The sequence below is a fragment of the Streptomyces sp. NPDC058683 genome (genome assembly GCF_042716195.1).
In the GTDB taxonomy this organism is placed as follows: domain Bacteria; phylum Actinomycetota; class Actinomycetes; order Streptomycetales; family Streptomycetaceae; genus Streptomyces.
This window is the reverse complement of the sequence record NZ_JBHXSK010000038.1, coordinates 11,110-24,377: the sequence shown is the minus strand read 5'-3', so window position 1 is coordinate 24,377 and position 13,268 is coordinate 11,110. Positions and strand designations below refer to the sequence as shown.

The window sequence follows — 13,268 nt, the reverse complement described above, 5'->3', positions numbered from 1 at the left end:
GATCACAATTCTGTCCGCATACGCTGCCTTCCACCACTGCCGGACTTAAGGGCGGCCCGGCCCGCGGCTGGCGCGAGGTCGAGGACACGGAGTCCTCCAGCCCCGCACGCGGCGTCGCCGACCCAGATGCGGAGAACGGCCGGGGCATCGAGCTCCTCGACCTGCTCGCGGACGTCTGGGGCAGTATCCGGACGGCCACCGGCAAGACCATGTGGTTTGAACTGCAGGCCGAAGGCCATCTTTGTGAGACGCACGCACCGTGATGATGGTGGCCCGTGGAAGCCGCGGCCGGTCGTCCGCAATTGGTGCCGGAGGGCAGGTCCGGTATCCCGCTTCACGGACCGGCACCAACTAGGTACCATCACGGGTATGCCATCCCTGAACGTGTCCTTCACCGAAGAGGAACTCGAAGGTGTGCGGGCTGCGGCCGCCGCAGAGGGCAAGAGCCTCAAGCAGTACCTGCACGACCTCGGAATCCGCGAGATGCAGCGCAAACAGTTCGTCGCGGGCGCCACCGAATGGGCCGAGCGTCTGCGCGGCGAGTTCGACGAGGCCTTCCCCGACGAAGTGCCGCCCGCCGAACGCGGCAACGGGGCTGCTGCCGCCTGATGCCGCCCCTCTACATCGACGTCTCCTGGCTGCTGGACGTCCAGGAGAACGCGCTCGGCCACGACGACCTGACCGTGGCGGACTACTCCGCGCTGGTCGCCGCCGTCGCCCGCCACAAGACCCGGATGCCCACCCTCGCGACAGCCGACCCGGACACGGCCTGGCGCGCCGCGGCCCTGCTGCACACCATCGTGCGCCTGGAGCCGCTCCCGCACCGCAACAGCCTGTACGCCGCGTTCATCGCCGCCCAGTACATGGCGCAGGCCGGCGAAGGCATCGACTCTCCCTACGGCGCCCTGTCCGACCTGGTCCGCAAGGTCCGCGACACCCGTATCAGCGTCCAGGACGTCGCCGACCAGCTGCGGAGCTGGAAGCTGTAGCACCCGTACTGGTGTGGAATGGACAGGGCAGTCGTGGCCTGCTGATCTTTGCCCTCCCAATCAGGGGAAACGGCTGTGACCGCTCACCTGGAGGTCTCGCCTGACGGTTGCGTGACCTGCTGCATCCCGTCTCCCGGCGTGCCGTTGACGCGAACGATCTCCTCAAGGGCTCGCTCTTGTCCCGTGTCGATCAGTCGTCGGACAGGGATGACGCGCGCCGGACAGTCCTCGGTGTGCTCGTACGACGCTTCCTTCAACAGCCCGTTCCCGCTGACGAAGTCACGTGCGTACTCGTGGTCTGCACGCTTCCCCCGGCCAGTTCAGATCGGCTGCCAAGTGCCATGTCTTCCTTCACCAAAGTCAACGGTGCCGGCGCCGCCCTCGAGGTGATCCCGCGGTATCGGCTGCGGATACTCGCCGGAGGGCGCCTCACTCCGCAGACCCGCCGCCGACCGGGATGCCCAACCGGTGGGCCACGGTGGTCAGGGCCGATCCCAGGGGGAGCGCGACCCGGGTGAGGGCGTGCGGGTCGCCCCGAGTCGGGTCCTGGTTGACGATCAACACCGGCTTTCCCTCCTGGTGCGCCTGGCGGACGAACCGGAGCCCGGACATCACCGTAAGTGACGAGCCCAGGACCAGCAGCGAGGACGCTTCACGGACCAGCCGGCGGCAGTGCTCGACGCGCTGTGGCGGAACCGCCTCGCCGAAGAACACCACGTCTGGTTTGAGTACGCCGCCGCAGTCGGCGCAGGGCACGATGCGGAAATCCCCGACCTGCGCGTCGGTGAGGTCGGCGTCCCCATCCGGGTTGATCCCGGCGGCCACCGGGTCGAAGCCGGGGTTCTCGGCCTCCAGCCGCCGGGCGAGTTCGCGGCGCGGGCTGAAGGCGCCGCAGGAGAGACAGACGACCCGGTCGAGGCTGCCGTGGAGTTCCACGACGCCCTCGCTGCCGGCGGCCTGGTGCAGGCCGTCGACGTTCTGGGTGATCACACCCGAGACGTGGGCGTGCCGTGCGTAAGCGGCCACGGCCCGGTGTCCAGCGTTGGGGAGGGCGCGGCCGAAGGTGCGCCAGCCGAGGTGGCTGCGCGCCCAGTAGCGGCGCCGCGCGTGGGCACTGCCGGTGAAGTCCTGGTAGGTCATCGGGGTGTGCCGGCTCAGGCTCCCGTCCTTGCCCCGGTAGTCCGGGATGCCTGATTCCGTGGAGATGCCCGCGCCGCTGAGCACCAGCACACCGCCGGTGCTCAGCGCGTCGACGACCGGTTGCAGGTCGGTGGTGCCCGGCGGCAGATCCGCGGCGGGGGTCCAGCTCAGGGTGGGGCGCATGCGCATGCCGCCAGGGTACGGAGTCGGCGGCGGCTCAGGCCCGGCGCAGGTGGGTGCCGAAGAAGCGGATGACGGCCCCGGTGCTCGTCTCGAAGCCGTTGAGCGATCGGCGATGACGTCCCGGAAGAGCTGCCGGATCGGCGGACCGGAAGCGTCTGTGCTGTGCCGGGTCTCCTCGGGTTCGGGGCGCGTGTCCATGGCCGGCGCAGCCTACTGGAGCGTCTCGGGCCGACGGCCCGTCGCCTGGGCGGGGGTGGGCTGTCGGCCCTGATTCCGTCGCGGTCAGCCAGCCTTGGCGGACGCTTCGGTCCGTGCCCCGGGGGAACCCGGCGGCCTTGATCCACCGTTCCGCGCGGTGTCGCAATCGGTCGTCGCACCCGGTCATCAGCAGCTCGGCGAGGAACCCCGGTAGGTCATCTGGTCCTTCGCCGCCCGGTCGGCGATCGCGGCGAACTCGTTCCGGATCAACGGCAGTTGCGGCAGTCGGCCGGCGGAGTCGATGGCCGTGGCCACCGCCTGCTCGGTCAGGTTCCGCGCCGGCTTGACACCACAGGGGGAGCAGCATGGGCGGTTCATCCAATAGACGCCAGGCTGGCCACGTCTGACCTTTTTGCGGGGTATGGGGGTTGGCGTAAAGGTGACTTGACGCCCAGTGGACAGGGCAAACTGCTGACCTCGGCACTTGACGGCACCACGCTGTCCTCCCATGAGAGACATGAACAACAGGTGGCGCCGCGGGATCCGTCCTCCCCGGCTTCGGCATCCGGCGGCGGCCGCCGCCCTCGTGGCGCTCGTGGCCGGTCTGACCGCCGCCCCCGGCGCCGCTCAGGACCTCGGCCCGCACACCGCGCGCACGGAATCCGCCGCGCAGGCCGGAGCGGCCCGGTCGCCGATCATCTCCCGGCATCAGCTCACCCTGATCACCGGCGACCGCGTCACGCTGGAGACGGACACCTCGGGCAAGGAGAGCGTGTCGGTCGAGCCCGCCGAGGGCCGCGAACGAGTCGCGTTCATCAAGCGCCAGGCCGGTCGCGACTGGACGGTCATACCCGCCGACACGCTCCCGCTGCTCGCGACGGGCCGCATCGACAAGGCGCTGTTCAACGTCTCCGCCCTGGTCCGGGGCAAGTACGCGCAGCGGTCGAGCCTGCCGCTGATCGTCGAGTACGCCGGGGACGCGGGCACCGCCCGGCGACAGTTGACCGCCGCCGGTGCCGACACCGTCCGCCCCATCGACGGGACCCCCTTCGCGACCCTCGGCGAACACCGCGCGGACGCGGCCGGGTTCTGGAAGGGCATCGCCCCCGGCCGCGCGGACGCCACCTCCTTCGGGGCGGGTGTGCGCCGGGTCTGGCTGGACGGTCACTCAAGGATCCAGCTCGACAGCACGGTGCCGCGCATCGGCGCCCCGCACGCCTGGGAGAAGGGCTACACCGGCACCGGCGTCAAGGTCGCCGTGCTCGACACCGGTTACGACCCCGACCACCCGGACCTCAAGGGCCTCGTCACCGAGTCCGCGAACTTCACCACCGAGCCGAACACCGACGACCTGAACGGCCACGGAACCCACGTGACTTCCACGGTCGCCGGTTCCGGCGCGGCCTCGGACGGCACGTACAAGGGTGTGGCACCCGGTGTGCGGATCCTGTCCGGCAAGGTGTGCACCGCGGACGGAAACTGCGACAACTCCGACATCGTCGAGGGACTGGCCTGGGCCGCCCAGCACGGCGCCAAGGTGATCAACCTCAGCTTGGGCGACACGGACACACCGGAGACCGACGCCCTCGAGGCCATGGTCGACACCGTGACCCGCGACTACGGCACGCTGGTCGTGGCCGCGGCCGGCAACAGCGGTCCCGGCAAGGTCTCCTCGCCCGCCTCCGACGACCGGGCGCTGGCCGTCGGCGCGGCCGAGGAGGACGACGACCTCGCCGTCTTCAGCTCGGTCGGCCCGCGGGTGGGCGACTCCGGCCTCAAGCCGGACATCATCGCCCCCGGCGTCAACGTCGTCGCCGCGAGGGCGGGTGGCACCACCGCCGACGACGGCTATGTCGCGATGAGCGGCACGTCCATGGCCACGCCCCATGTGACCGGAGCCGCCGCCCTCCTGTTCCAGGAGCACCCCGACTGGACGGCGGAGCAGGTCAAGCGCCAGCTGATGCAGTCGGCGACCGGCGCCAAGGAGCACGGCGCCTACTTCCAGGGCGCCGGACGCGTTGACGTCGCCCGGGCGGTCGACCAGGACGTCACCGCCGACACCACCGCACTGGACTTCGGGCTGATCCGCTGGACGGACGGCAATCGGCCCCCGGTGACCAAGACCCTCACCTACCGCAACCCGGGCGCCGCGCCGGTCACCCTGCAGCTGAAGGACGACCCGAGCAGCGGGAAGAAGGACGTGCCCGCCCCCGCCGGCCTGTTCCGGCTCAGCGCCGACAGGGTCACCGTGCCCGCGCACGGAACGGCAGACGTCACCCTCACCGCGACCCCGGAAGCCGCCACGACGTACACCGCGTACAGCGGTGTGGTGACCGCGAGCACCGCGGACGACCAGGTGTCGGTGCGCGTCCCGTTCGGCATGGACGTCGAGCAGCCGTCGTACGACCTGCGCATCGGCATGAAGAGCCGCACGGGCGCCGCCCCCGACAACGCCTACCTGCTGGTCAACTCGGCCGACGGCAAGGCGTACGAGGTCGAGGCACTCGGCAGGAGCAGCACGGTGGTGCGGCTGCCGAAGGACACCTACTCGGTGAGCGGCTTCTACTTCGACGCCTCCTTCACCGAGGGCACCATCGTCGGCGTGCCGAAGGTCGTGATGAGCGCCGACCGGCAGGTGACCATCGACGCCCGGAAGGCGAAGCCCGTCACGGTGTCGGCACCGAGCCGCTCCGCGCGCATCATGTCGGCCGAGATCGGCACGATCAGCATGGCCGACCAGCTGCTCTCGGTCACCATGTACAACGCGATCGGCACCGACCACATCGATGGCGTGTACGCGGTGCCGACGGCCCGGGACAAGGACTCGAAGTTCACCTACCTCGTCACCAGCGTCTGGGGCGACCCGGCCGGCCCCGACGGGAATCCCGCCTCGGTCTACTACCTCACGCGACCGGTGCACGGTGCCATTCCGGCGGATCCCGCCTACCACCCCCGCAAGTCGGAGCTGGCCAGGGTGAACACCACGTTCGCCGCCACCACGCCGGGAACCACGGCCACCCGCATCGTGTGGACGTACGTCGACAACATCCGCTTCAGCGGCCGGGCGATGGAGGGAATTCCGGTCCCGACCCGGCGCGTCGACTACTTCTCGGCGGCCGACGGCCTGCGCTGGCAGGCGGCCTTCGACCAGAACAACATCTTCGACCCGGACGCGCGCGGGCAGAGTTACCTGAGCGACCTGCACGGCTACCGGGCCGGCTCCCGGGTCGAGGAGCGCTGGAACGGCGCTATTCAGGCCGTGGGCCTCTCGTCCCAGATGGCCGCCTTCCGCGAGGGCGACACGATGTACCGGCCCTTCCTGTCGGCCGCGAACGGCAACCTCGACCTGGTGGCCGACACCACGACCGGCCTGCCCGAGGTGAAGCTGTGGCGCAACGGCGAGCTGGTCTCCCAGGACTGGAGCATGAGCGACGTCCCGGCCGACGCCACCCCCGCCGACTACCGTCTGACGGTCGAGCACAACCGTGACATGGCCCCCAGCTCCGTCTCCACGAGTGTGCGGGCGGAATGGCGGTTCCGGTCGGGGACCACGGCGACCCGGAAGGCGCTGCCGCTGTACGCGGTCCGTATGTCGCCGAAGCTGGACGAGTGGAACCGGGCCGAGGCCGGCCGGGGGCTCGACATCCCGGTCCTGATCCAGCGGACGCCCGGCGCCCCGGTGTCGCCCGTCCGCGTCTTCACCACCGAGGTCTCCTTCGACGAGGGGAAGACCTGGCAGTCGGTGCGGGTCAAGGGCTCCGGCATGGAGCGCACCGTGACCGTGGAGCACCCGCGCCGCGCCGCGGGCGGCTCGGTCAGCCTGCGCGTCCACGTCGAGGACGCGGCGGGCAACTCCTTCAAGGAGACCGTCATCAAGGGCTACCTGCTCAAGTAGCCGTCTTCGCGGAGCAGCCGCGTCCTCGAGTGACTGCTTCCGCGAGTGGCGCAGCCCGGCCGCAGCGGCCGGACGAACGGGGTCAGGGCCCGCCGGACACGTCCGGCGGGCCCTGTACCTGTGCGTTTCGGCGTCCGCGGTGCTCAGAGCCAGTCGCGGCGCGCCGCGTGCCAGCCCAGCTGCATACGGGTCGCGACGCCCGCCAGGCTCATCAAGCCCTGGATGCGTCGCTGGACGGTGCGCTTGCTGACCCGCAACTGCCCGGCTATCGCCTCGTCCGTCATGCCGGCGACCATCAGGGAGAGCAGGTGCCGGTCCTCCCCGACCGGCGAGGCGGCATCCGTGGTGCCGGCGCCGCCGATCTGGCCCTCCTCGGTCACCCGGAGCGGGGCACCGATCTCCCAGTGGTGTTCGAACAGGGCGATGAGCGCGTCCAGCAGGCTGCTCTCCCGTACCACCGCGGCCCGGAGTTCCCGGGGGTTGCCGGACGTGCCCGAGGGGGCCAGCGGCAGGATGGCCACCGAGCGGTCGGCGATCGCCATCCGCAGCGGCAGCAGAGGCACCGCCCGGGCGACCTCTCCGGCGCACACGCCCTTGACGACGTAGTCCACCGAGTCGGGGTCGTCGAAGTACGCCTGCTCGTACAGGGCCCGGTAGAGCACGCCCCGGTCCAGCGCGTCGAACTCCTCCTGATTGCTCTCCGGGGACATGGCCACGTACTGGGCCTTCACGAACCACATCATCTCGCGGCCGGCGCCGTGCTGGAGCTGGCGCAGATGCTGGCGCAGTGCCGCCGCGCCGATGATGATCTCGACGGCCTCGCCCGTGCTCCGGGCCCATGCGCTGCGGCGATGTGTCTCCGCCAGTTCGTAGACGGCGGCCCGGGTCTGCTCCAGGGCGTCGAAGTGGCGTTGGAGCCGGGGCATGAGGGCCATCTGCGGCGGCACGGCCGTGAACCATTCGGGACTGTCCTCGACCGCCGACGCCAGGCCCTTGTCCTCCAGCGCGCACAGCAGCAGCCGCGCGGTCACGACGTCGAGGTCCGAGCGGCCGGAGATGTCCTGAGCGGACGCCGTCCCGGTGGCGACCAGAAGGCGGTACACCTCGCTCTCGTCGGCCGTCAGCCCCACCGTCTCCAGCATGTCGTCACCTTTCTCACCAGTCGGGCCGCCTCCGCCCGGGTTCCCGCGCGGAGAACGCGGGTGTCCCGGCGGATGATTTCACCACCCCTCGCAACCAGGCACCACGACGGCTGCCACCGGCGATCTGGTTCACCATGACGGGGCGGTGCCGTCAGCACATCCGGTGGACCCGGGCTGGGCCGCTCGAGTGTCACAGACTGTGGGCCACGGGGTGGCGAGGTTCGTACAGCGTCAGTTCGCCGCCACCGGGCAGACGCACCGCCGTCACCCTGCTCCCGCACTGGTGCGGTGGACACCGTGCAGGGCGCAGATCGGGATCGGTCCCCAGCGGCCGTGCTTTCCTGGGCAGATCCGGAGGAGCCCGTCCGAGGGATTCCTCTGGATTTCGCTTGATTCCCCCGGCCTTGCGCTGGGTTCCCGACCTCAGTCGGCACCCGGGCGAGGGTCTGGCCGCGGAGGGCCGCTCCGAGGACTCGGACGGCGGCAGGCCGCGCATCCCTCGTCACCAGAGTTGATCTGGGGCAGGGACCCAGCTCCGACCCCCGTGCCGGCAAGCCTCCAATGGAGTGACTCGTCCCCGATCGAACGAGTTTGAAATCCGCCGCCAGCTGTCCGTCGCATGCAACCGGCCGTATCGGAACGTCAGTTCGCGGATTGCCTCGAAATAGCCGTGACGCCTTCGAATCCGGCGCGTTTTTTAGAGCACCAGTGCCACTGCGACCCCCAGACGGAGGACACCGTGTATCCCGTTCCCGCCCCTGTGCGCCGGACTCTCGGATTCGAACAGCAGCAGCCCACCACTGGTCTTTCCGTCGTTGCCGTGCGGTGTGCCGGCGACCTCGCTCGCCGCGGGGCACAACCGGATACGAGGTGGGTGGCATGAGCGAGCCCACGGATGGAGCCCAGGCGGGAAGCGACGTTCCGGCGCCGAGGTCCGCCCCGCTTCCACTGCCACCGGCCGAGGTGCCGGCCGGCCCGCAGGACGGTGATGTGGCCGACGATTTGGAGGAGACGTACTGGTCGGTCCACGACGGCGCTTCTGCCAATGCCACCGTGTACCAGGTCCTCGCCCGCCTGCCCAAGATCACCCGGCTGATCGGGCGGCTCGCCTGGCAGGCCGACCGTGCGGCGACCACGGTGGTCATCGCCTGCCAGCTCACCTCAGCCGCCATGAGTGCGTTCGGTCTGCTCGCCTCGGTCGCTGTCCTGCAGCACCTGTTCTCCCAGGGCCCGACCCCCGACCGCGTGCGCGCCGCCGTCCCGCAGATCCTGGTCGTGGTCGGGTTCCTGGCCGCCCGTACGCTGCTGGACACCGCCGTGGCGGTCGCTCAGGCACGGATCACCCCCAAGATTCGTACCGCGCTCGAATGCGAGTTCCTCCGGCTCACCGCTCACGTCCGCCTGGAAGCCGTCGAGGACTCGACGTGGCATGACGAGGTCTACCCGGCGAATGACCGCGGCCTGTTCTACGCACGCCAGATCGTCGGGCAGGTCATCTCTCTCGCCTCGGCCGCCCTCGCGCTCATCGGCACCGCCGGAGTTCTCAGCATCCTGCACCCGGCCTTGTTGCCGCTGCTCTTGCTGTCCGTGTTTCCCGTGGGCGTGGCGGCCATCCGCAGCGCCCGGGCCCGCTTCCACTCCTTCAAACGGTGGAACGCGCTGCAGCGACGGGTGCGGGTGTTCTCCTGGCTGCTGATCGACGTGGACGCGGCTCCGGAACTGCGCGTGGACACCGCCCAGGGCGCGCTGCTGGACGAGCACCATCGGCTGACAACGAAGATCGCGGAGGAGGACACGCGGTTGGGTGTGCACGCAGCGCTGATCAACCTGGCCGGGCGGGCGGTGGGCGGCATCGGCACCGGCATCACCTACACCGTGCTGGGATCGATGCTGATCGCCGGATGGCTGCCTCTGCAGGCCGGGGCCGGTGCCGTTCTGGCGATCCAGGCCGGGCAGTCCGCGCTGACGCGGCTCGTCGACGTCGCCCATCTCGTCTACGAGCACGCCCTGTGGGTCGACGACCTCCTCGCCGTGCAGGAGCACTCCCGCAAACTGCTCCAGCGCGAAACCGGACAGTCGGCACCCCAGCAGGTGAAGACGATCACCGCCAGGGACGTGCATTTCACCTACCCGGGCAAGAGCGAAGTGGCGCTGAACGGAATCTCCCTGACCCTGCATGCCGGGCAGACGGCGGCGTTCGTCGGTCTCAACGGCTCCGGCAAGAGCACCTTCGCCAAACTCCTGGCCGGCCTGTACGAAACGGGGCAGGGCAGCGTGTGCTGGGACGGCGTCGACGTGCGGGAGATGGACGCGGCATCGCTGCACCGGCAGGTCGCCTGCGTGCTCCAGGAACCGGTGCGTTTCCCATTCAGCGCCCTGTCCAACATCACCATCGCCACCGGCACCCTGGACCGGGCCGACCCTCAGCGGGCGATGGACGCCGCGCGGGCGTCCGGCGCCGACCAGGTCATCGCCGCCCTGCCTGAACAGTGGCAGACACTGCTGTCGAAGCGGTTCAAGGGAGGCCACCAGCCCTCAGGCGGGCAGTGGGCGAAACTCGCCGTGGGCCGGGGCCTGTACAAGAAGGCGCCGCTGCTGATCCTGGACGAGCCCACGGCCAGCATGGACCCGCCCTCCGAACACGCCGTCTACGAGGCCGTGCTCCGGGGTCGGCTGCGCGACGACCAGATCACCATCATGATCTCCCACCGGCTGGCGAGCGTCGTCGACTGCGACCAGATCCATGTCTTCGACGAGGGCCGTATCACCGAATCCGGCACCCACGACGAACTCATGGCCCAAGGCGGCGCCTACGCGGCCATGTTCACCCTCCAAGCCGCCGGCTACCAGCCCCGCACCGTCACCGAGGAGGTCGGCACGTGACGGCCGCCCGCGCTCGCCCGGCCGACCCCAGCCCCCGCAGAAGGACCCCCGCCGTGCCGCCCGCCCTGAGCTAGGTCAACAACCTCGTCCACACCTACCTCGCACGCCATCCCGAGGAACGCCCGCAGCCTCAGGGCCTGTTGACGTTGCTGGAGGAGACGGCAGCCGATCTCACGAGCCGAGCCACCCTGCCCGGGCACATCACGTGCAGCGCGGTCGTCATCGACCAGGAGCTGCGCGTCCTGCACATACCCCAAGGCCACCGGTCTGGTCCTTGCCCCTGGCGGCCACGTCGAGCCCGGCGACCGCACTCTGCTCGCCACCGCGTTGCACGAGGTACGTGAAGAGGCCGGTCGGATTCTGCTCGACGATCAAGCTGCACCCGGCCGAGGACCCCGCTCACCTCGGTGCGCGTGACCACTCGCGGCGGAGTCGGGTCTTGCGTGACCTCGGCCGGACCACTCCTGGGTGAAGAACTCCTTGTGCCCGCATGTCAGAGATGGCCTGGCTGTCTCGTCTCAGGCTGTGAATGCAGGTTCTGAGAAGAACCCGCCTCGACAACAAGGAGCAGATGATGAGTGAGGAGAGCACGCACCAGGAGGTCGCGCTGATCACCGGGGCGAACAAGGGGATCGGCCGTGGCGTTGCCGAGCAACTCGCCGCGCTGGGCATGGCGGTCGTGATCGGGGCCAGAGACCCGCTGCGCGGCGAGGAGGCCGCTGCGGCGGTGCGCGCGGCCGGCGGCAATGCACGCGCGGTCACCTTGGACGTCACTGACCAGGCCACCGTCCAAGAGGCCGCGAAGCAGCTCGAGGAGCGCTTCGGTCATCTCGACGTACTGATCAACAACGCCGGAATCACCGGCTCCGGACAGGTGTCGCCCGAAGACGCCCACGATCAGGTCCCCAGCTCCGTCGACCTGGACATGGTCCGGGCGGTGTTCGAGACCAACGTCTTCGGGGTGATCCAAGTGACCAATGCCATGCTGCCGCTGTTGCGGCGGTCACCAGCGCCCCGCGTCGTCAACGTCAGCAGTCACGCCGCGTCGCTGACTCTCACCAGCGATCCGGGCGGCCCCTTCACGGCACTGCTGCCGTCCGCCGCGTATTCGCCGTCCAAGACCGCGCTGACAGCCTTGACCGTGCAGTACGCCAATGAGCTACGGAGGGACGGCATCCTGGTCAACGCGGTCGCCCCCGGCTTCGTCGACACGGACAGCAACAACCACACCGGGTTCCTCACGGTCGCGCAGGGCGCCACATCCGTGGTGCGCCTGGCCATGCTCGGCACGGACGGACCGACCGGAGGGTTCTTCAGCGAGGAGGGTCAAGTGCCCTGGTGATGGTGGCCCCGGACAGCTGCGCTGTATCGGTCCGGCTTCCCCTCCGCACGATCGGAAGCGGGGCCCCTTGTTCGGTCCTGCTTCAGCGAAAGGACGCATCTGCAGGGGGTGTGGGCTCGACGGTCGAACGTGCGAGTGGAGCCGGAACAGGTCCGTACACCAGGGCCGATCAAGGTACGTACAAACAAGGAGTATCCGGCGTGACGAAGACAGAAGAGTTCCAGGAGTTGCGGCCGCTGCTGTTCTCGATCGCCTACCGGATCCTGGGCAGTGTGAGCGAGGCAGAGGACGCGGTCCAGGAGACATGGCTGCGCTACCAGGCCGCCTCCACCCGGCCCGTGTCGGCCAGGGCGTTCCTGTCGACCGTGGTCACCCGGATCTCGATCGACGTGCTGCGCTCGGCCCGTGTCCGGCGGGAGGAATATGTCGGACCGTGGCTCCCTGAACCGCTGCTGACCGACCCGTACGAGGATCCGGTGCGGTCGGCGGAGCTGGCGGACTCCGTGTCGATGGCGGCCCTGCTCCTGCTGGAGCGGCTCACCCCGCTGGAGCGCGCGGTCTTCGTGCTGAGGGAGGTGTTCGCCTTCGGCTTCCCGGAGATCGCATCGGCCGTGGGACGGTCGGAAGCGGCATGCCACCAGCTCGCGGTGCGGGCACGCCGTCACATGGATGCGGGCCGGGTCCGGTTCGAGGCGGACCGGAAGGAACGCGAGAAACTCGCCGAACGCTTCTTCGACGCCTTCCGCGAAGGAGACGTCGACGGGCTGACCGAGCTGCTGGCCGCCGACGTTCACATGATCGGCGACAGCGGCGGCAAGGCCCCGCAGTTCAAGCCCGTCATCCTTGGCGCCGAGAACGTCCTCCGGGCGCTGGCGTCGTTTGTCCGGCTGGTGATCAGGAGCGGTGGCGTTGTCGAGCCGCAGCAGGTGAACGGCCAGCCGGGCTCGATCTTCCGCGACCGAGATGGCCAAGTCCTCAGCACCTGGGCACTTGACGTACTCGATGGGCAGATCCAGACGATCTGCACGGTGAACAACCCCGACAAGCTCGGGCACGTCGGCCCTGTGGCGGACGCCTGGCAGGCCCTCCGCGAGGCGAACCAGGCACACCGGCCCGCGGATTGACCGAGGAACAGACCGCGCTCCAGGGCTGGGATGCCTGGGCTGCTGCTTGAGCTCAGGCGACCGAGGCAGCGCCGGAGCCGGTGACAGGGATCTGCTTCGCGCGCGGCTGGTGACACGAACCGCGCCGACGCGGTGACAACCGCCGCGCCTGTCTACCCCATCCGGAGACCAAACTTCGCCGGTCTGCTGCGTAACCGCGAGCGACTACCGGCCACAGCCGACGCCGTGACCGGGCGAAGCCGGGACCCTACCCTCCGACGCGGGGGGTGACCAGCCCAGGGCCCCAGATAGCCCCCGGGACGGAAGGTTGGACGAGGTTTATTGACAAGTAACCCCCCAGATACACAAATCCCCCCCCCCGGCACCGCGACG

General features: G+C 69.7%; 10 protein-coding genes and 1 pseudogene. 8 read left to right on the top strand and 3 right to left on the bottom strand.

The features are described from left to right. Positions 1-74: 74 nt before the first annotated feature. From ACFWXC_RS35020 to ACFWXC_RS35010, 3 genes and pseudogenes are all read left to right on the top strand, one after another. A pseudogene (locus ACFWXC_RS35020) lies at positions 75-263 on the top strand (ATP-binding protein); the annotation flags it as partial. 106 nt (positions 264-369) lie between these two features. Next, the gene (locus tag ACFWXC_RS35015) at positions 370-609 is read left to right on the top strand and encodes a hypothetical protein (RefSeq protein WP_217553694.1); all 240 of its coding nucleotides are present in this window, start codon (positions 370-372) and stop codon (positions 607-609) included. Beyond that, complete coding sequence (locus ACFWXC_RS35010; protein ID WP_384485041.1) at positions 609-989, top strand: toxin Doc; 381 nt, start codon at positions 609-611, stop codon at positions 987-989. The genes ACFWXC_RS35015 and ACFWXC_RS35010 overlap by 1 nt, the downstream gene beginning before the upstream one ends. Before the next feature lie 429 nt (positions 990-1,418). Here the strand turns inward: ACFWXC_RS35010 and ACFWXC_RS35005 are convergent, their stop codons facing one another. Together ACFWXC_RS35005 and ACFWXC_RS35000 are read right to left on the bottom strand one after the other, a co-directional pair. Then, the gene (locus ACFWXC_RS35005; protein WP_384485039.1) at positions 1,419-2,318 is read right to left on the bottom strand and encodes an NAD-dependent protein deacetylase; all 900 of its coding nucleotides are present in this window, start codon (positions 2,316-2,318) and stop codon (positions 1,419-1,421) included. 378 nt (positions 2,319-2,696) lie between these two features. Further along, positions 2,697-2,825, bottom strand: coding sequence for a hypothetical protein (locus ACFWXC_RS35000; protein ID WP_384485037.1), 129 nt, complete (start codon positions 2,823-2,825; stop codon positions 2,697-2,699). A 202-nt stretch (positions 2,826-3,027) separates the two neighbouring features. Between ACFWXC_RS35000 and ACFWXC_RS34995 the strand changes: the two genes are divergently transcribed. Then, positions 3,028-6,405 (top strand): S8 family serine peptidase, encoded by a 3,378-nt coding sequence (locus ACFWXC_RS34995; protein ID WP_384485035.1) that lies wholly within the window; start codon positions 3,028-3,030, stop codon positions 6,403-6,405. A gap of 143 nt (positions 6,406-6,548) precedes the next feature. Here ACFWXC_RS34995 and ACFWXC_RS34990 read toward each other — a convergent pair whose 3' ends face one another. Beyond that, positions 6,549-7,547 (bottom strand): helix-turn-helix domain-containing protein, encoded by a 999-nt coding sequence (locus tag ACFWXC_RS34990; protein WP_384485033.1) that lies wholly within the window; start codon positions 7,545-7,547, stop codon positions 6,549-6,551. An 879-nt stretch (positions 7,548-8,426) separates the two neighbouring features. On the opposite strand from ACFWXC_RS34990, the gene ACFWXC_RS34985 reads away from it, so the two are divergent. The 4 genes from ACFWXC_RS34985 to ACFWXC_RS34970 all read left to right on the top strand — a co-directional run bounded on the left by ACFWXC_RS34985 (position 8,427) and on the right by ACFWXC_RS34970 (position 12,896). Then, a complete protein-coding gene (locus ACFWXC_RS34985; protein WP_384485031.1) occupies positions 8,427-10,430 on the top strand; it encodes an ABC transporter ATP-binding protein in 2,004 nt (667 codons plus the stop codon). A 168-nt stretch (positions 10,431-10,598) separates the two neighbouring features. Further along, positions 10,599-10,847, top strand: coding sequence for an NUDIX domain-containing protein (locus ACFWXC_RS34980; RefSeq protein ID WP_384485171.1), 249 nt, complete (start codon positions 10,599-10,601; stop codon positions 10,845-10,847). Between the two features lie 157 nt (positions 10,848-11,004). Further along, on the top strand, positions 11,005-11,772 hold the full coding sequence (locus ACFWXC_RS34975; protein WP_384485029.1) for an SDR family NAD(P)-dependent oxidoreductase: 768 nt from the start codon (positions 11,005-11,007) through the stop codon (positions 11,770-11,772). Positions 11,773-11,972: 200 nt separating this feature from the next. After that, the gene (locus ACFWXC_RS34970; protein ID WP_384485027.1) at positions 11,973-12,896 is read left to right on the top strand and encodes an RNA polymerase sigma-70 factor; all 924 of its coding nucleotides are present in this window, start codon (positions 11,973-11,975) and stop codon (positions 12,894-12,896) included. Positions 12,897-13,268: the final 372 nt, after the last annotated feature.

Excerpts from the sequence above, each read along its gene's own strand:
- ACFWXC_RS35015 (WP_217553694.1), top strand. The coding sequence starts at position 370 with ATGCCATCCCTGAACGTGTCCTTCACCGAAGAGGAACTCGAAGGTGTG.
- ACFWXC_RS35010 (WP_384485041.1), top strand. The coding sequence starts at position 609 with ATGCCGCCCCTCTACATCGACGTCTCCTGGCTGCTGGACGTCCAGGAG.
- ACFWXC_RS35005 (WP_384485039.1), bottom strand. The coding sequence starts at position 2,318 with ATGCGCATGCGCCCCACCCTGAGCTGGACCCCCGCCGCGGATCTGCCG.
- ACFWXC_RS34995 (WP_384485035.1), top strand. The coding sequence starts at position 3,028 with ATGAACAACAGGTGGCGCCGCGGGATCCGTCCTCCCCGGCTTCGGCAT.
- ACFWXC_RS34990 (WP_384485033.1), bottom strand. The coding sequence starts at position 7,547 with ATGCTGGAGACGGTGGGGCTGACGGCCGACGAGAGCGAGGTGTACCGC.
- ACFWXC_RS34985 (WP_384485031.1), top strand. The coding sequence starts at position 8,427 with ATGAGCGAGCCCACGGATGGAGCCCAGGCGGGAAGCGACGTTCCGGCG.
- ACFWXC_RS34975 (WP_384485029.1), top strand. The coding sequence starts at position 11,005 with ATGAGTGAGGAGAGCACGCACCAGGAGGTCGCGCTGATCACCGGGGCG.